Source organism: Mycobacterium sp. SMC-8 (assembly GCF_025263565.1).
Classification (GTDB): Bacteria; Actinomycetota; Actinomycetes; order Mycobacteriales; family Mycobacteriaceae; genus Mycobacterium.
The window spans coordinates 833,513-849,774 of record NZ_CP079865.1; the positions used below are offsets into that span (position 1 = coordinate 833,513).

At 70.0% G+C, this 16,262-nt stretch carries 14 protein-coding genes and 2 pseudogenes; 5 read left to right on the plus strand and 11 right to left on the minus strand.

Translation table 11 applies throughout. From position 1 onward, the window contains the following. Positions 1 to 54: 54 nt before the first annotated feature. The 6 genes and pseudogenes from KXD97_RS04150 to ftsH all read right to left on the minus strand — a co-directional run bounded on the left by KXD97_RS04150 (position 55) and on the right by ftsH (position 5,293). A pseudogene (locus KXD97_RS04150) lies at positions 55 to 531 on the minus strand (DUF3180 domain-containing protein). After that, a complete protein-coding gene (folK, locus tag KXD97_RS04155) occupies positions 531 to 1,061 on the minus strand; it encodes a 2-amino-4-hydroxy-6-hydroxymethyldihydropteridine diphosphokinase (RefSeq protein ID WP_260755595.1) in 531 nt (176 codons plus the stop codon). Before folK ends, KXD97_RS04150 begins: the two are co-directional and overlap by 1 nt. Continuing rightward, a complete protein-coding gene (gene folB / locus KXD97_RS04160; RefSeq protein ID WP_260755596.1) occupies positions 1,058 to 1,465 on the minus strand; it encodes a dihydroneopterin aldolase in 408 nt (135 codons plus the stop codon). Before folB ends, folK begins: the two co-directional genes overlap by 4 nt. After that, a complete protein-coding gene (gene folP / locus KXD97_RS04165; RefSeq protein ID WP_260757832.1) occupies positions 1,458 to 2,264 on the minus strand; it encodes a dihydropteroate synthase in 807 nt (268 codons plus the stop codon). Before folP ends, folB begins: the two co-directional genes overlap by 8 nt. 44 nt (positions 2,265 to 2,308) lie before the next feature. Continuing rightward, positions 2,309 to 2,917: a GTP cyclohydrolase I FolE gene (folE, locus tag KXD97_RS04170; protein WP_260755597.1), complete on the minus strand. Its 609-nt coding sequence runs from the start codon at positions 2,915 to 2,917 to the stop codon at positions 2,309 to 2,311. Positions 2,918 to 2,935: 18 nt separating this feature from the next. Beyond that, positions 2,936 to 5,293 carry an ATP-dependent zinc metalloprotease FtsH gene (ftsH, locus tag KXD97_RS04175; RefSeq protein ID WP_260755598.1) on the minus strand — a complete coding sequence of 786 codons (2,358 nt, stop codon included), beginning with the start codon at positions 5,291 to 5,293 and terminating at the stop codon, positions 2,936 to 2,938. Positions 5,294 to 5,501: 208 nt separating this feature from the next. Between ftsH and KXD97_RS04180 the strand changes: the two genes are divergently transcribed. The 3 genes from KXD97_RS04180 to KXD97_RS04190 all read left to right on the plus strand — a co-directional run bounded on the left by KXD97_RS04180 (position 5,502) and on the right by KXD97_RS04190 (position 8,730). Next, positions 5,502 to 6,452 (plus strand): alpha/beta fold hydrolase, encoded by a 951-nt coding sequence (locus KXD97_RS04180; RefSeq protein ID WP_260755599.1) that lies wholly within the window; start codon positions 5,502 to 5,504, stop codon positions 6,450 to 6,452. Between the two features lie 61 nt (positions 6,453 to 6,513). After that, positions 6,514 to 7,923 (plus strand): PE-PPE domain-containing protein, encoded by a 1,410-nt coding sequence (locus KXD97_RS04185; RefSeq protein ID WP_260755600.1) that lies wholly within the window; start codon positions 6,514 to 6,516, stop codon positions 7,921 to 7,923. A gap of 105 nt (positions 7,924 to 8,028) precedes the next feature. Beyond that, on the plus strand, positions 8,029 to 8,730 hold the full coding sequence (locus KXD97_RS04190; protein WP_260755601.1) for an SIMPL domain-containing protein: 702 nt from the start codon (positions 8,029 to 8,031) through the stop codon (positions 8,728 to 8,730). A gap of 6 nt (positions 8,731 to 8,736) precedes the next feature. Here the strand turns inward: KXD97_RS04190 and KXD97_RS04195 are convergent. The 5 genes and pseudogenes from KXD97_RS04195 to dacB all read right to left on the minus strand — a co-directional run bounded on the left by KXD97_RS04195 (position 8,737) and on the right by dacB (position 14,948). Further along, positions 8,737 to 10,960: pseudogene (locus KXD97_RS04195) on the minus strand (molybdopterin-dependent oxidoreductase). 15 nt (positions 10,961 to 10,975) lie between these two features. Next, entirely contained in the window at positions 10,976 to 11,560 is a 585-nt protein-coding gene (hpt, locus tag KXD97_RS04200; RefSeq protein ID WP_260755602.1) for a hypoxanthine phosphoribosyltransferase, read from the minus strand. A gap of 3 nt (positions 11,561 to 11,563) precedes the next feature. After that, a complete protein-coding gene (gene tilS, locus KXD97_RS04205) occupies positions 11,564 to 12,538 on the minus strand; it encodes a tRNA lysidine(34) synthetase TilS (protein WP_260755603.1) in 975 nt (324 codons plus the stop codon). Continuing rightward, positions 12,517 to 13,578 (minus strand): zinc-dependent metalloprotease, encoded by a 1,062-nt coding sequence (locus tag KXD97_RS04210; RefSeq protein WP_260755604.1) that lies wholly within the window; start codon positions 13,576 to 13,578, stop codon positions 12,517 to 12,519. The genes tilS and KXD97_RS04210 overlap by 22 nt, the downstream gene beginning before the upstream one ends. After that, positions 13,575 to 14,948, minus strand: coding sequence for a D-alanyl-D-alanine carboxypeptidase/D-alanyl-D-alanine-endopeptidase (gene dacB, locus KXD97_RS04215; protein ID WP_260755605.1), 1,374 nt, complete (start codon positions 14,946 to 14,948; stop codon positions 13,575 to 13,577). The genes KXD97_RS04210 and dacB overlap by 4 nt, the downstream gene beginning before the upstream one ends. Before the next feature lie 118 nt (positions 14,949 to 15,066). Here dacB and KXD97_RS04220 point away from each other — a divergent pair, with 118 nt between their 5' ends. Together KXD97_RS04220 and KXD97_RS04225 are read left to right on the plus strand one after the other, a co-directional pair. Continuing rightward, the gene (locus KXD97_RS04220) at positions 15,067 to 15,552 is read left to right on the plus strand and encodes an inorganic diphosphatase (RefSeq protein ID WP_260755606.1); all 486 of its coding nucleotides are present in this window, start codon (positions 15,067 to 15,069) and stop codon (positions 15,550 to 15,552) included. A 156-nt stretch (positions 15,553 to 15,708) separates the two neighbouring features. Continuing rightward, on the plus strand, positions 15,709 to 16,230 hold the full coding sequence (locus tag KXD97_RS04225; RefSeq protein WP_260755607.1) for a 2-oxo-4-hydroxy-4-carboxy-5-ureidoimidazoline decarboxylase: 522 nt from the start codon (positions 15,709 to 15,711) through the stop codon (positions 16,228 to 16,230). The last annotated feature ends 32 nt before the right edge of the window (positions 16,231 to 16,262 follow it).

Consider the following 16,262-nt stretch of genomic DNA (forward strand, 5'->3'; position numbering starts at 1 on the left):
AGGTCATTTCGCGTGTCGACCTCTGCGGCGATTCGGCCCGGGTACGCGAACAGGTCAGCCCGGCGCCGCATCGACGTCCTGCGACTGGTCCTCGGGCGACTTGCAGCAATGCTGCAACCACATCGCCGCGACGACCAGGGCCAGCGCGCACAGTCCGGCCACCACCGCGCCGGGGGTGTCCTCGGCGGCGACCCGCATGCTGCCTCTGCGCGGCAGCAGGTAAACCACCACCGCCAGCCACCAGCCGAAGACGACGCTGCCCATCCACGCCGAGGCCTTCGCGATCACCACCGACCGGGCCACCGCCAGCGGGTGCAGACGGCCCTGCCCGACCCCGATCTCACCGTCCCTGATCCGGGCCCGCACTTAGAACCCCCAGCCGGCGACCGCCGCCGCGACACCGAGCAGAGACGCCCCGGCCCACACGTCGATCGGCGGAAACCAGCGGTAGATCAGGTGCACCAGTACGTAACCCGCGATCGCGGCCGCGGCCGCGGCGATCACCAGGTCGCGTTTGCGGGTCGGCCCCATCAGCTCCCCTCCCCGATCCGCAGCGTGAGTTCTGTCCTGCGCACACCGGTGCGCTCGGCGGCGTCGACCGCCGCCAGGTGCACCGCGATCGGGTCGGTGCGGCCCGCCACGGTCAGGGTCGCCTCGGGTTGCACCTCAAGCCACGGCGCCAGGACGAAAGCGCGCACATGCGCGTACGGATGCGGCAGGGTCAGGTCGTGGTCGCGCAGCGTCACCTCCCCGTCCGGTCCGTGACACTGCACCAGGTCGACGTCGAGCGTCCGAGGTCCCCAGTGCTGCTCGCGCATCCGGCCGGCGGCGTTCTCCAGCTCCTGGGCGCGCCGAAGCCAGCCGTGCGCATCGAGGTCCTGATCCTCGGCCAGCACAACGGCATTGAGGAACGGCCCCTGCTCGACCCCACCCCACGCCGCGGTCTCGTAGACCGGGGATACCGCTGTGGCGGCGGCGCCGAGCCCGTCGAGCACCGACTGCAGATGCGCCAACCGGTCCCCGACGTTGGACCCGATGGACAGCACGATGCGCGTGGTCACGGGGCGGCGCCCCGCCCACCGCGCCGGAAGCGTCGTACGACCACGGCGACATCGTTGAACTGCAATGGAATCGGGGCCGACGGTTTGTGCACCACCACCTCCACGGCATACACCCGGGCGTCACGCACGACGTCCTCGGCGATCTCCCCAGCCACGGTCTCGATCAGCTGCCGGGCCGGTCCGGCGACGATGTCGGCGGCCCGCTGGGCCAGCACGCCGTAATCGAGGGTTTCGGCGAGGTCGTCACTGGCGGCCGCCGCTGCCAGGTCGACCCACACCGTGATGTCCACGACGAAGTCCTGCCCGTCGCGGCGTTCGTGCTCGAAAACGCCGTGGTTACCGCGGACCCGCAAGCCGCGCAGCTCGATCCGATCAGTCGTCGGGTTCAGCCCGGTATCACCCATCGCCACCTGCCTGCCACGCTCTGACCACCGCCAGCGCATCGACCGACGCGCGGACATCGTGCACCCGCACACCCCACACGTGATGCCAGGCGGCCAGCGCCGAGATCACCGCGGTGGCGGTCTCGCGTCCGGCGGGCGGGCGCAGTTCTCCGTCGGCGCCGGCGAGCAGACTGCCCAGGAACCGTTTGCGTGAGGCACCGACCAGCACCGGGATACCGGTGGTGACGAATTCCGGCAACGCACGCAGCAGCGCCCAATTGTGTTGTGCGGTCTTGGCGAAACCCAGACCCGGGTCGATGATCAGCTTCGCCGGGTCCACCCCGGCGGCCACCGCGGCGTCGACGCCTGCCATCAGCTCGTCCCTGACCTCGACGACCACGTCCCGGTACGGCGGCACCTCGTGCGGCCGGTCACTGTCCACGGAACGCCAATGCATCAACACCCACGGCGCTCCGGCGTCGGCGACAACCCGGACCATGTCGGGATCGGCCTGACCGCCGGACACGTCATTGACGATCTGCGCGCCGTTCTCGAGCGCGGCCCGTGCCACCGCAGCGTGCATGGTATCGATGCTGACCGTGATGCCTTGCCGGGCAAGCTCTCTGACCACGGGAAGCACCCGCGCAGATTCGACCTTCTGGTCTATGCGTGTGGCGCCCGGCCGCGTCGACTCACCGCCGACATCGACGATCGCCGCGCCCAGGCGCGCCAGTTCCAGCCCGTGAGCCACCGCCCGCTCCCGGTCCAGGAACTGACCGCCATCGGAGAACGAGTCGTCGGTGACGTTGACGACGCCCATCACCTGCACGGCCGGCGGTGCGGCGGGCGGATCGCTGGCAGGACTCACCTCCGCAAGATCAGTTCCAGGGCTTCGGCGCGAGAGGCCTTGTCGGTCTTGAACTGTCCGCGCACCGCCGACGTCGTGGTGACCGCGCCGGGTTTGCGGATGCCGCGCATCGCCATGCACAGGTGCTCTGCCTCCACCACGACGATCACACCGCGCGGGTCCAGCCGGCGCATCAGCGCGTCGGCGATCTGCACGGTAAGGCGTTCCTGCACCTGCGGCCGCTTGGCGTACAGGTCCACAACGCGGGCCAGCTTCGACAGGCCGGTGACGCGGCCGTCCTCACCGGGGATGTACCCGACATGGGCCACCCCGTGGAACGACACCAGATGGTGCTCGCACGTCGAGTACATGGGGATGTCTTTGACCAGCACGAGCTCGTCGTGCTGCTCGTCGAACATGGTCTTGAGGACCTCATCGGGGTCGACGTACAAGCCCGCGAAGATCTCCTGGTATGCCCGGGCCACCCGGGCCGGGGTGTCCCGCAGCCCTTCCCGGTCCGGGTCCTCCCCGATCGCGATGAGCAGTTCGCGCACAGCTGCCTCGGCGCGCGCCTGATCGAAACCGGGGGTGGTGATCGTCGCCGAATTGTTGGACGACCGCGTCATCGAGATCTCCGTTCCGTGTCAGCCGTTCGAAGGCGGAGCGCTCCGCCCGTTCTCCCCGCCGCTGTCGTGGCCGGGATCCTCCTTCGGAGTCGGTGCGGGTGCACCGCCATGCGGAGAATGCTGCCCGGGCTGCGGGTACGGCTGATACGGGGGATACCCCGGATACGTCGGAGCGGGCGGCGGTCCGCCCTGCCACCCCGGCTGCGCCGGGGGCGGGTACCAGTAGCCCTGCGGCTGCTGCTGCCCGGGCGCGCCGGGCCGGGGCGGCCAGCCGGGGGCGTGCCAGCCGGCCGGAGCGCCGTAATCGGGCTGGGTAGGACCGCCGGGCGCCCCGTTGGCGGCATGGGAAGCCTGAGCTCCATTGCCTCCGTTATTGTGCACGCGCTCGGCGGCAGCCTTGGACGCCTGCGCGATCGCGGCCTTGAACGCGGGCTCGGGGACCGGCTTGGGCCACGGTTCGCCGCGTTCGATGGCGAGCTCGCCCGGCGTCTTGATCGGCGGCTTGTCCGACGGCACGCGACCGCCGAAGTCGTCGAACATCGTCAGGCGTGGGCGCTTCTTCACGTCGCCGAAGATCGCCTCCAGCTCGACGCGGTGCAGCGTCTCCTTTTCCAGCAGTTCGCCGGCAAGAGTGTCGAGCACGTCGCGGTACTCGGTGAGGATCTCCCACGCCTCGGTGTGGGCGGCTTCGATGAGCTTGCGGACCTCGTCGTCGATGATCTGGGCGACCTCGTGGCTGTAGTCGGCCTGGGTGCCCATCGTGCGGCCCAGGAACGGGTCGCCGTGCTCGGTGCCGTAGCGGACCGCGCCGAGCTTGGAACTCATGCCGTACTCGGTGACCATCGCACGCGCGATCTTGGTGGCCTGCTCGATGTCGGAGACCGCGCCCGTGGTCGGCTCGCGGAAGACCAGTTCCTCGGCGGCGCGGCCGCCCATCGCGAACACCAGGCGCGCGATCATCTCCGAGCGCGTCATCAACCCCTTGTCGTCCTCGGGCACCGCGACGGCGTGGCCGCCGGTGCGCCCGCGCGCCAGGATGGTGACCTTGTAGATGGGCTCGATGTCGGGCATCGCCCACGCGGCGAGGGTGTGCCCACCCTCGTGGTAGGCGGTGATCTTCTTCTCCTGCTCGCTGATGATGCGGCCCTTGCGGCGCGGCCCGCCGACCACCCGGTCGACGGCCTCCTCGAGCGCGGGGGCGGTGATGATGGTGCCGTTCTCACGGGCGGTGAGCAGCGCCGCCTCGTTGATGACGTTGGCCAGGTCGGCGCCGGACATTCCGACGGTGCGCTTGGCCAAGCCGTCGAGGTCGGCATCGTCGGCGATCGGCTTGCCCGCCGAGTGCACCTTGAGCACCGCGCGCCGGCCGGCCAGGTCGGGGCTGGACACCGGGATCTGGCGGTCGAAACGGCCCGGACGCAGCAGCGCGGGGTCGAGGATGTCGGGCCGGTTGGTGGCGGCGATCAGGATGACGCCCTGCCGGTCGCCGAAGCCGTCCATCTCGACGAGCAACTGGTTGAGGGTCTGCTCGCGTTCGTCGTGGCCACCCCCGAGGCCTGCCCCGCGCTGGCGGCCCACCGCGTCGATCTCGTCGACGAAGATGATGCACGGGCTGTTCTGCTTGGCCTGCTCGAACAGGTCGCGCACGCGGGATGCGCCGACGCCGACGAACATCTCGACGAAGTCCGAGCCGGAGATCGTGAAGAACGGGACGCCGGCCTCGCCGGCAACGGCGCGTGCGAGCAGCGTCTTGCCGGTGCCGGGCGGGCCGTAGAGCAGCACGCCGCGCGGGATCTTCGCGCCGAGGGCCTGGTAGCGGCTGGGGTTCTGCAGGAAGTCCTTGATCTCGTAGAGCTCCTCGACCGCCTCGTCGACGCCTGCGACGTCGGCGAACGTGGTCTTGGGCATGTCCTTGGACAGCTGCTTGGCCCGTGACTTTCCGAAACCGAAGCCCATCCGGCCGCCGGTCTGCATCCGGGAGAACATCACGAAGAGGCCGACGAGCAGCAGCAACGGCAGCATGTAGATCAGCAGCGTGCCGAGGATGCTGCTCTGGTTGACCACGGTGTTGGTCTTGACGTTCTTGTCCTGCAGCGCCTCGAACAGCGTCGCGCCGTACCCGGTCGGGTACTTGGTGATGATCTGCGTGCTGTCCTCGGTGTCGCCGTTACCGTTCTTCAGCTCCAGCCTGAGCTGCTGTTCGCGGTCGTCGATCTGAGCGCTGTCGACGTTGTCGCCGTTGATCTGCGCTATCGCGATGGACGTGTCGACGGGCTTGTACCCGCGGGTGTCGTCGCTGAAATAGAAGAACGACCAACCCAGCAGCAGCACCACGGCGATCACCGTGAGTGTGCGGATCACATTTTTTCGGTTCATGAGGGAAGTCGGTCCATGCCGGGGTTGCGGTCCATCTCGGGTGTCCGGTTCATCAATTATGTGTACGGCCGTCGTTCGGTTCGCCGGCCAATCCTTCCAATACGTGCAGCTGGAATAGTCAAGGCTACCGCTAGACCAACGTTCGGCAGTTCCCGACGTTCACGCAAGCGACGATCAGGCCGGCAACGATCTGGGCGAAAGTGGGGCCATGCGGACGCGGCAGGTGCGGACCAACGGTGTGACGCTGAGGGTGACTGAGGCCGGGGACCCCGGCGCGCCGGTGGTCGTGCTCTTACACGGCTTCCCCGAGCTGGCGTTCACCTGGCGCCACCAGGTGCGCGCGCTGGCCGACGCCGGATATCACGTGCTGGCCCCTGACCAGCGTGGTTACGGTGGCTCGGATCGGCCATCGGCCGTGGCGGCCTACACCGTCGCCGAGCTCACCGCCGATGTCGTGGGACTGCTCGACGATGTCGGTGCCCAACGGGCGGCACTCGTCGGCCACGACTTCGGCGCCGTCGTGGCGTGGGGCGCGCCGTTACTGCGGCCGGAGCGCTTCTCGGCGGTCGCCGGGCTCAGTCTGCCGCCGGTGCCCCGGCCGAAGGTGCCGACCACCCAGGCGTTCCGGCGGATCTTCGGCGATCGCTTCTTCTACATCCTGTACTTCCAGGAGCCCGGCCCCGCCGACGCCGAGCTGGCCCGAGATCCCGCCGCGACGTTCCGCAAGCTGTTCACCATGTCGGCCACGGGCACGGCCGAAACCGGGGGCCAGGGATTCCTCGACCGCATCCCAGACCCCGGGCGGATACCCGACTGGATCAGCCACCCGGACTTCGACGTCTACGTCGACGAGTTCACCCGCGGCGGATTCACCGCGCCGCTGAACTGGTACCGGTGCTTCGATCGGAACTGGGAACTGACCGCCGATCCGGCGGCGACGACGATCGACGTTCCGGCACTGTTCGTCGGCGGTACCGAGGACCCGACGCTGGCCTACACACCACGCCACCGCGCCCGGGACCTGGTCGCCGGCGACTACCGCGAGGTGATGATCGACGGCGCCGGCCACTGGCTGCCCGAGGAGCGTCCCGACGACGTGTCGCGCGTGTTGCTGGAATTTCTCGCCGGTCTCGGCCAGCAACCCCGCCGACACGTGTGAGCCGGATCACTTCCGGGTAATCCGCGCGCGTCAATATCCGGTCACACCGCGGAGGCGCCACATGAAACGACTCAAGCGGACCGCCGGTGACCAGGCCGAGTCGCCCACCGCGCTGATCGCCGCGGCGCGTGCCGCCCTGGGCGACATCGGTCCCGGCGCCGGCATGGAGGACATCGCTCGCCATGCCGGCTGCGGAGTCGACGTGCTGTACCGGCACTTCACCGACCGGGACGAGCTGATCGACGCGGTGCTCGCCGACCTCGTCGCGTCCGTCGGCGACGACCACCGTGAGGCGGCCGGCGACGCGGCATCCCGCGGTCGGTCCGGTCTCAGGTACGCGGTCGCGCCGTTGGCTGCGCTGGCGGCGGTGACGACGGTGGCGGCTCCGACGGGCATGCCGATGACACCCTCGCCGGCCGCAGCGGCGGCCGTCACCGAACCTGTGGCAGCCGCTGAGTCGCCGGTCCCCACGGTGCTGACGCTCACCCCGCTGTGGCCGGTGTGGCCGCTGGAGTTTGCGCTGCAGGGGTCGCTGTGCCAGTCCGGCGGCTGCGACGCCGTGCCGTATCTGCCGTTTTCGACCGCAGCCGGCGTCAGCCTGCTCAACACACGCCTTTCCTCCCCTACAGACGCCGGCCGCCTCGCGAGCGACACCGGCACGGTCGTCTTCGGCTACAGCCACGGCGCGGTGGTGGCCGGTCGATGGCTGGCCGAGTACGCCGACCAATCCTGGGCTCCCCCGGCCGACCGGCTGTCGTTCGTGTTGATCGGGAATCCGATGCGCGCCCACGGCGGCACGAAGCCGGCGCTGCCACACACCCGGTACCGCGTCGTCGACGTCGTCCGCCAGTACGATCCGGTGGCCGACTTCCCCGACAACCCGTTCAACCTGTTCGCGATGCTCAACATCGGCGCCGGAATCCTGTCGTCGGTGCACCTCGACTACACCGGCGTGGACATCGACGATCCGCGGAACACGGTGTGGACCGAGGGCAACATCACGTATGTGTTCGTGCCGACCCAGAACCTTCCGCTGCTCACGCCGCTGCGGCTGATCGGGCTGGGCCGGCTGGCCGATGCGCTGAACGAACCGCTCAAAGAGCTCGTGGAGCAGGCGTATGACCGCCCGTATCTGGCAAAGACGGAAGCAGCCGATGCGGCCGACTCCTCGTTCGCCGAGCCCGCTGCCGAGGCCGGCGTGGCCGACACGCAGGCGCGGGCGGACCGTGAGGCCGGCGCTGCGGCCGACGATCCCGACGTTCTCGGCGAACACTCCGCGCCGATCGGTGAGCAGACCTCCGCCCTCGAGGAGGACTCGGCTGATGCCGAACCACCGCCGGAGGACCCAGAGGTGCAGGCCGACGACCCCGACGTCACCGCCGGGGAGACGCCGGCCCAGGACACGCCGGAGGGTCCGGCAGCGGCGGAAGCGAAGGCTCCGCGCACCACGGACGACGCCGTCGGAAGCTGATCCGGCCGGTCCGGGATCGCCGGACCGCGTGGTTACCTCTGACGGCGTGACCTACGCGCTAGGGTGCGACCCATGCTTACCGCGCGCGCGAACAGAGTCAGGAACATGCTGGTCACGGTCGCCGCGACAGGGTTGGCGGCCGCCGGGCTGACCGCATGCGACGCGCAGAGTTCGACGTCGTTGGAGCCGGGGGCCGACAGCCGCCAGGTCACCGTGGTCGGCTCCGGCGAGGTGCAGGGCACCCCCGACACCTTGACGGTGAACGCATCGATGGAGACCCTCGGCCCCGACGCGACCTCGGCGATGAGCCAGACCAACGACCTGCAGCAGACCGTGATCGACGCGCTGACCAGCCTGGGCATCGAGCGCGGGGACATCGCCACCACGGCGGCGGACCTGCAGCCGCAGTACGGCAACGACAACACCTCGATCTCGACCTACCGGGCCACCAACTCGATCAACCTGACGATCCGTGACCTGAACCTGGCCTCGGAAGCGATCGGCCTCATCGTCGACACCGGCGGCAATGCCACCCGGATCAACTCAATCAGCTACTCCATCGAGGACGATTCGCAGCTGGTGCGCGACGCCAGGGCCCGCGCGTTCGAGGACGCCAAGGACCGGGCCGGCCAGTACGCGCAGCTGTCGGGGCTCAACCTCGGCAAGGTCATCTCGATCTCCGAGTCCACGGCGCCCGCCCCGCCGATCCCGATGCAGGCGCCACGCGCGATGGAGGCCGCCGTGCCGCTGGAGCCCGGTCAGCAGACGGTCGGGTTCTCGGTGACGGTGATCTGGGAGCTCACCTAACCGACCTCAGCCCTGACCGGGCCCGACCACCACCGGGATGCCGTTGAGCACGGCGGTACCCGACAGCGGGTCCAGCGCCGATCCGTCGTTGAGCTGGTTGGCGTTGACTCCGGGCGCCTCGGCGGCCAGCCGCTGGCCGGTGCCGTCACGGTCGTGACCCCAGCCGTGCGGCAGGGACAGCACCCCGCGCCGGATCCCGTCGGTGATCTCGACCGGCACCACCAGCTCACCGCCGGGCCCCTTCACGACGGCCGTGTCGGTCACGCCGAGCTCGGCGGCGTCGTCGGGGTGCATCCTCAGCGTGCAGCGGTTGCTGCCCCCGGCCAGCGCCGGCAGATTGTGCATCCAGCTGTTGTTGGAGCGCAGGTGCCTGCGGCCGATCAGCACAAACCCGTCGCCGCGCCGGCCCAGCGCGGCGCGCAGCCGCGCGGCGTCGGCGATCAGCTGCGGCGGCGCGAGCTCGACCCTGCCGGACGGGGTGCGCAGCACCTCCGGCAGCCGCGGCTGCAGCGGCCCCAGGTCGATGCCGTGCGGGGCGTCCTTGAGTTTCTCCAGGGTGAGGCCGTCGGGCCGGGCACCGAACGCGTCGCCGTAGGCGCCGAGCCGCAGCATCATGTCCAGGCGGCGTTCATAACCCGGGCCGTCGGCCAGCATCGCGGTCAGCTCCTCGACGGCTCGCCCGGCCACCGGGGATCCGGCGTCGGCACTCTCCTTGGCCAGGGTCGCCGCGATCACCTGCTGGTCGACCAGATCCGGGTCGGCGCCGGGACCGGCGCCGTAGAGCACCAGCGCGATCCGCGACAGGATCTCGGCCTCGTCGGGCCTGCCGTCGAGCGGCAGCGCCGGCGGGGAGTACCGGGCGTTGTTGCGGACAGCCAGGTTGTTCAGCGCGAAATCGAAGTGCGGGCTACGTGACGGCGGCGGGGGCGGCAGGATCACGTCGGCGTGCCGGGTGGTCTCGTTCAGGTACGGGTCGACACAGAGGATGAAGTCCACCCCGGCCAGCGCCCGGTCGAGCCGGTCGCCGTTCGGCGCCGACAGCACCGGGTTCCCGGCGATGGTGATCATCGCGCGGATCTGCCCGTCGCCGGGGGTCTCGATCTCCTCGGCCAGGGCCGCGGCCGGCAGTTCGGAGAGCACCTCCGGGTGACCGGACACCCGACTGTGCCAGCGGCCGGTGCGCCAGCCCCGGCCCGGCCGGTGGCCGCGCGGCGCGGGCGCCACCGGGGACAGCGGGAACATCACGCCTCCCGGCCGGTCCAGGTTGCCGGTCAGCACATTTGACGACGTCGACGAGCCAGCTGCCCAGCGTCCCGAACTCGACGGTCGAGGTGCCGATCCGTCCGTACACCGCCGCCGTCGGCGCCGCCGCCAGCTCGCGGGCCAGGATCCGGATGTCCTCGGCGGCCACGCCGCAGTACCCGGCCACCTCCTCCGGATCGAAATCTGCTGCGAGAGTGCGTATTTCGTCGACGCCTGCGATGTACTCGGAGACTGCGCCGAGATCCACCAGATGCTCGGCGAACAGCACGTGGACCACGGCCAGCAGCAGCGCAGCATCGGTGCCCGGCCGCGGCGCGAGATGCCGGTCGGCCAGTTCGGCGGTACGGGTGCGGGCCGGGTCGATCACGACGAGCCGTCCACCGCGTCTGCGTAGTGCGCGCAGCTTGCCCGGGAAATCTGCCGCGGTGGCGAGGCTTCCGTTGGACACCAGCGGGTTGGCGCCGATCACCACCAGGTAGTCGGTGCGGTCCAGGTCGGGGACGGTGAACGCGACCGGGCTGCCGAACATCAGCCCGAGCGACACATGCTTGGGCATCTGGTCCAGCGTGCTCGCCGAATAGACCTGCCTGGTGCCGAGCGCGCGGATGATCAGCGGCGGATACAGCGCACCGGCGACGGTGTGGGCGTTCGGGTTGCCCAGATACACCCCGACCGATGCCCCGCCGTGGTCGCGCACCGCTGCGCCGAGGCCCTCGGCCACGGCGGCGAACGCCTCGTCCCACGTCGCCTCGGTCAGCACGCCGCCCCGGCGGACAAGAGGGGCACTCAACCGGTCCGGGTCGTTGTCGAGCCCACCGAAGCTCGCGCCCTTGGGACAGATGAAGCCGGCGGAGAACACGTCGTCCCGGTCGCCGCGTGCACCGACGACCCGTCCGTCGTCGATGGTCAGCGTCAGACCGCAGGTCGCTTCACAGAGCGGGCAGATGCGTAACGCGGTCTCGGCCATGCCTGCATTCTGCGCTCAGGAGTTCTCGTAGACCTTCGGATCGAGCGTGCCGATGTAGGGCAGGTCGCGGTAGCGCTCGGCGTAGTCGAGGCCGTACCCGACGACGAACTCGTTCGGGATGTCGAACCCGATGTACTGGATGTCGACGTCGGCACGCACCGCGTCGGGTTTGCGCAGCAACGTGCACACCCGCAGCGACCGCGGCCGCCGCGTCGCGAGGTTGCGCAGCAGCCAAGACAGCGTGAGCCCGGAGTCGACGATGTCCTCGACGATCAGCACGTCGCGGTCGTTGATGTCGCGGTCGAGGTCCTTGAGGATGCGGACCACACCCGACGACGACGTCGACGAGCCGTACGAGCTGACGGCCATGAACTCCAGTTGCGTGGGCACCGGAATCGCCCGAGCGAGATCGGTGACGAACATGACCGCGCCCTTGAGCACGGTGATCAGCAGCAGGTCCTGGCCGGATCCCGACACCTCATAGTCGACGGCGATCTGCGCGGCCATCTCGGCGGTCTTGGCTTTGATCTGTTCTTCCGACAGCAACACCGATTTGATGTCCCCGGGATACAAGTCCGCAGCATGCGCAGGCACGCCCACAGCCTAGCGGTGCCGCTCGGCGACCGGTTCGCGGTACAGGGTCAGCACGTCGCGGCGGCGGCCGGCGAACAACCGTTCGCGGGGAACTCCGCCGGGCACCGCCACGCCGCCCTGCCCGCGCCAGTCGGTGACCAGCGCGTCGACGGCGCGGATCTGCTTGTCGGTGAGCTCGCACGCGCCCCCTGCGAGCAGCCAGCGCCGGATCACCCTGCGCCGCACCGCAGCGGGCAGCGGCGTCAGCGCGGCGACGGGCAGGCCGGCGCCGCCCGCGGCGACGAAGGTCTGCGCGGCGAGGTTGTCGAGGGCATCGGTGTCCTCACGCAGGGCGGTGGCCGTGCGGGCCAGCGCTTCGGCCACGCCGCCGCCGAGCACGTCCTCCAGCAGCGGAAGCACCTCGGCGCGCAGCCGCACCCGGGTGTAGCGGGGGTCGCTGTTGTGCGGGTCCTGCCACGCGGGCAGGCCGAGCTCGTCGCACGCCCGGTGGGTGACCTCGCGCCGGATCCCCAGCAGCGGCCGGCACCACGGCGGGTCGTAGGGGCGCATCCCTGCCAGGGAGCGGGCGCCCGAGCCCCGGCCCAGACCGAGCAGCACAGTCTCGGCCTGGTCGTCGAGCGTGTGCGCGAGCAGTACCGGCGCGCCGTGCCGAGCGGTGTCGAGCGCGGCGTACCGGGCGGCGCGGGCCGCCCCCTCCGGACCGCCGTGCGTGTCGACGTCGACCGGGAGTACCTGTGCCCCAACACATCCCAGGCTCAGCGCCTGATCGTGCGCTGTCGTGGCGACGCGGTCGGAATCCGGCTGCAGCCGGTGATCGACGATCAACGCCGTGGTCGGCCGCACAGCCGCCGCGACCGCCGTCAGAGCCAGCGAATCGGGGCCGCCGGACAAGGCGACGCACCACGGCCCGGACACGTCGGGATGGTCACCGAGGAAACCGGTCAGCGCGGTGCGCAGCGCGGCTACAGCACCCTGTCGATCCATCGCTGCGGTTCGTCGATCTCGGTGGGCAGCGGCAGGCTTTCGGCGTCGGTCCAGACCGCGTTGAAGCGGGCCATACCGACCCTGCCCACCACGTGGTCGACGAACGCCTTGCCCCTGGTGTACTGACTCAGTTTCGCGTCGACACCCAGCAGTGCGCGCAGCAGTCGTTGCAGCGGTGGCTGTTTGCGTTGCCTGCGCTGATCGAACCGGTGCCGGATCGAGGCCACCGACGGCACCACGGCAGGGCCGACGGCGTCCATCACGTGTTCGGCGTGCCCTTCGAGCAGGGTGCCCAGCACCAGCAGACGGTCCAGCGCCTGCCGCTGCGGCTCGGATTGCACGGCCCGCAGAAGACCGAGAATCCCACCCGAATTCGGTTCCTGCTCATCGGCTTTGGTGCGGCGGTCACGCACGTACTCGGCGAGCCGGCCCGCCATCTGGGGCAGGTCGTCGCCGGCGTCCTCGGTCAGCACCGCCAGCGCCTTCGACATGTGGTCGGCCAGCCACGGATTGGCCCGGAATTGCACCCGGTGGGTGACCTCGTGCAGACACACCCACATCCGGAAGTCCTTGGGCAGCACCCGAAGTTGACGCTCGACGGCGATCACGTTCGGGTACACCAGCAACAGTTCGCCGCCGCCGGCCGCAAACGGGTCGTACTGGCCGAGGATCCCCGATGACACGAAGGCCAGCACCGCCCCGGTCTGCGCGCCGGCGATGCGGCCGGTCAGCACGTGGGGTCTGACGTCGTCGCCCTGCCCGCCTGTCATCACCCGCATCGATTGCGCCGCAGCGCGGATCCACTCGGGACGGTTGACCACCCGCGCCTCGGGGATCTCGCCGCCCTCGATCAGGCCGGTCGTCTCCCGCACCGGCAGCTCGGAGGCGCGGGCCGCCTCGGCGAGCTGGTCGACGACCTGCCTGCGGGTGTACTCGGTGGCCGGCGGCTCAGGACGGGCCAATTTGCCGCCGAGGGAGGCGGCCAGGTTCCAGTCCACCGCGCGACCGACGGTGAGCCCGGACTTCGACGCCGCGCTCATGAGCGGCATCCGCAGGTCCGCAGCGTCGCGGCGAACGCGTCGAGTGCGGTGCGCCCCGTCGGGCCGGCGTCGTTGGACAGCAGCACGAAGGTCAGCACCCGCCCGCTCTCTCCGGTCACGATCCCGGCCAGTGAGTTGGTGCCGGTCAGCGAGCCCGTCTTGGCCCGCAGGTATCCCGCTGCGGCGCGGCCGTCCTCGCTGTCGAGGTACCGGTTGGACAGGGTGCCGCTGCCTCCGGCGATGGGCAGCAGGTCCACGAGCGGGCGCAGCGCGGGCTCGTCGTCACCCGCCGCGGCCTGCACCACTTCGTCGAGCGTCTCGGCGGTCAGCCGGTCGTCGACCGACAGACCGCTGGAGTCCAGCAGCCGCGCGCCGGCGGTGTCGATACCGGCGTCTTCCAGGGCGCCCAGCACTGCGCGAGACGCGCCGGCGAAGCTCTGCGGCTCACCAGTCGCGGCGGCGACCTCGCGGCCGATCGATTCGGCCATCACGTTGTCGGAGAAGTTCATCATGTCGCGCAGCCGTTGCATCAGAGGCGGCGACTGCACCGATGCGATCTCGGTGCCGCGGGACGCCGAGGTCGTCACCGTGACCTTGGCCGGATCGAGCCGCAGCGCCACGGCCAGCGCCCGGCCCGCGTCCAGCGCCGGTGTCCTGGACCGCCGCGATTCGACACTCACCGGCTGTGTCCGGCCACCGTCGAGCATGATCGACTCGATCGGCGCGATGTCGCCGCCGTCGATGTCCAGCGGGTCCCAGCCGGGTGCCATCGTCGGTCCGGTGTAGGCGCTGACGTCGACCTGGACGGTCGTGACGTCGACGCCGCTGCGGCGCACCTGGTCGGCCAAATCGACGATCCGCGCCGCGTCGCGATACCAGGTGTCGACGTTGCGGGGCGCGGCCGACAGGGTCTGGTCGCCGCCGCCGACGAGCACCACCACGCCCGGCGTCGTGGAGAGCACGCGCGTGGTCAACCTGACGTCGCGGTCCAGGGTCAGCAGCGCTGCGGCCGCGGTCAGCAGCTTGTTCGTCGACGCGGGCTGCATCGGCACCCCGGCGCCCTGCGCCCACAGCTGCTCACCGGTCAGCGCGTCGGTGATGCGTCCGGTGAACCTGCCCAGATCGGGATTGGCCAGCACCTCGCGCAGCGCGCGGGTCAGGCCCTCAGGCGTGGGTTTGTCGGCGGAATCCGAGACCGGTTCGACGGCCGGTGCCGCGGTCGCCGGGGCGGGCGCCGGCTCGACGGCGACCTGGTCGGCCCCCTGCCGGGTGGCCACCAACGCGGCGGCAGCGACGACCACGACGACGAGCAGCAGAACCACCGCCCCGACGACCACATACGTGGATCGCCGCCACCGCGTGGGCCGCATGTTTCTCCTGATCTCGATCGTCTGGCCGAGCCACCCCTGTAGAGCAGCGTATCCCTCGTTTAGGGTTAACCCGCGTCGTCAGCCGACGCCCCCGCCCCAGCACAGTAGGAGTCACGGCGTGCAGTTCGATGTCCTCATCGAGATCCAGAAGGGTTCCCGCAACAAGTACGAGGTGGACCACGACAGCGGCAAGGTGAAGCTGGACCGCTACCTGTTCACCTCGTTCGGCTATCCGACGGACTACGGCTACATCGAGGACACCCTCGGCGAGGACGGCGATCCGTTGGACGCGCTGGTGTTGCTGCCCGAGCCGGTGTTCCCGGGGTGCATCGTCGAGGCCCGTCCCGTCGGCATGTTCCGGATGGAAGACGAGAAGGGCGGCGACGACAAGGTGCTGTGCGTGCTCGCCGATCCCCGCTGGGACCACATCCAGGACATCGGCGACGTGTCGGACTTCGAGCTCGACGCGATCAAGCACTTCTTCGTGCACTACAAGGACCTGGAGCCGGGCAAGTTCGTCAAGGCCGCCGACTGGGTGGGCCGCGAGGAGGCCGAGGCCGAGGTACAGCGCTCGATCGAGCGCTTCAAGGCCGAAGGGCACTGACCTCCCCCTCGCGAGCAGACACAAACTCGCACCATCGGACCCGATTTCGTGCGATTTTGTGTCTGCTCGCGCAGGTGTGGCGGCGCCCCTGCGCGAATTTGCGTGGCTGTAACACGGTGTAACGCCTGCGCCGCTTGACCGGCCGATCATTGCGGTGTGTTGCTGCATCAGGGGATCGGGCTGGACGCTTTCAACGCCCTTCCGATGCGCCGCGCCGTCCACGCGGTCTTCGAATGCTGTTACAGCGTGCCGCTGGCCGCCGACCTGGCCCGCGCCCGGCCGTTCGACACCCACGACCGGTTGTTCCGCTTCGCCGACACCCTGCTGTTCGGGCTGAGCGAGGAGTCGATCGACTCGATCCTGCAGGCCTACCCGGACGTGGGCAGACGGCCGGGCAGCGAGAAGTCCCAAGCCGAGCAGTGTGCGATCACCGACGAACGTCCCGAGGTGATGGCCGAACTCGCGACCGCGTCGAAGAAGTACCTCAATCATTTCGGGTTCGGCTTCGTGATGTTCATCAACGGCTACGGCGCCGACGTGGTTCTTGAGACCATGCGGGACCGGCTACACAACGACTACGAGACCGAACGCAAGGTGGTCCGCAACGAGCTGGCGCGGATCAACCGGACCCGGCTCGAGCGCATGCTGGGCCCTGAGGGCGGTTACGACAACTGGTGAGCTCGCCCCAGGCCCGGCGGGTGCGCCTAATG

Coding starts and splice junctions, on each gene's coding strand:
- folB (WP_260755596.1), bottom strand. CDS start 1,465: ATGGGTGATACCGGGCTGAACCCGACGACTGATCGGATCGAGCTGCGC.
- folP (WP_260757832.1), bottom strand. CDS start 2,264: ATGGGCGTCGTCAACGTCACCGACGACTCGTTCTCCGATGGCGGTCAG.
- folE (WP_260755597.1), bottom strand. CDS start 2,917: ATGACGCGGTCGTCCAACAATTCGGCGACGATCACCACCCCCGGTTTC.
- ftsH (WP_260755598.1), bottom strand. CDS start 5,293: ATGAACCGAAAAAATGTGATCCGCACACTCACGGTGATCGCCGTGGTG.
- KXD97_RS04180 (WP_260755599.1), top strand. CDS start 5,502: ATGCGGACGCGGCAGGTGCGGACCAACGGTGTGACGCTGAGGGTGACT.
- KXD97_RS04185 (WP_260755600.1), top strand. CDS start 6,514: ATGAAACGACTCAAGCGGACCGCCGGTGACCAGGCCGAGTCGCCCACC.
- KXD97_RS04190 (WP_260755601.1), top strand. CDS start 8,029: ATGCTGGTCACGGTCGCCGCGACAGGGTTGGCGGCCGCCGGGCTGACC.
- tilS (WP_260755603.1), bottom strand. CDS start 12,538: ATGGATCGACAGGGTGCTGTAGCCGCGCTGCGCACCGCGCTGACCGGT.
- KXD97_RS04210 (WP_260755604.1), bottom strand. CDS start 13,578: ATGAGCGCGGCGTCGAAGTCCGGGCTCACCGTCGGTCGCGCGGTGGAC.
- dacB (WP_260755605.1), bottom strand. CDS start 14,948: ATGCGGCCCACGCGGTGGCGGCGATCCACGTATGTGGTCGTCGGGGCG.